The following is a 580-nucleotide window of genomic DNA, read 5'->3' on the forward strand; positions in this document are numbered from 1 at the left end:
TGGCTGCCGGACTTCCGCCCGGCGCTGGCTGATGGCAGCACGCCAGCGATCAGCCTGCGCCAGCTGCTCAGCCACAGCAGCGGACTGGGCTACCGCTTCCTGGAGGCCGACGTTGATGGACCCTATGCACGCGCCGGCGTCAGCGATGGGCTGGATGCCAATCCCGTGAGCCTGGGGGACAACGTGCACCGCATTTCCCAGGCGCCGCTGCTGTTCGCGCCGGGCAGCCAATGGCGGTACTCGTTGGGCGTGGATGTGGCCGGTGCGGTGGCCGAAGCAGCAACCGGTGAAACCCTGCAGGCACTGTTCGAGCGCTTGCTGGCCGCCCCTCTGGCCCTGCGCGACACCGCCTTCGCCACGCGCGATGCCACACGCCTGGCCACGCCGTATGTCAGCGACACGCCACACCCGCATCGCCTGCGGGAAGGCGAGGTCGTCGCTCCGTTCGAGGGTACCGTCGGTATCGAATACAGCCTTGTCCGCGCCACCGATGCCAGCCGTTTCCCTTCGGCCGGGGCCGGTCTGGTCGGTACCGCCGATGACGTAATGGCGGTGTTGGAAGCCTTGCGTGACGTGCAGC

At 68.4% G+C, this 580-nt stretch carries 1 protein-coding gene; it reads left to right on the forward strand.

Annotated features, from left to right (window positions below):
* Positions 1-580: serine hydrolase domain-containing protein (locus tag DAI20_RS19955; RefSeq protein WP_159085154.1), on the forward strand; the 580-nt coding region annotated here is incomplete at both ends.

Source organism: Planctomonas deserti, assembly GCF_003067705.1.
In the GTDB taxonomy this organism is placed as follows: domain Bacteria; phylum Actinomycetota; class Actinomycetes; order Actinomycetales; family Microbacteriaceae; genus Planctomonas; species Planctomonas deserti.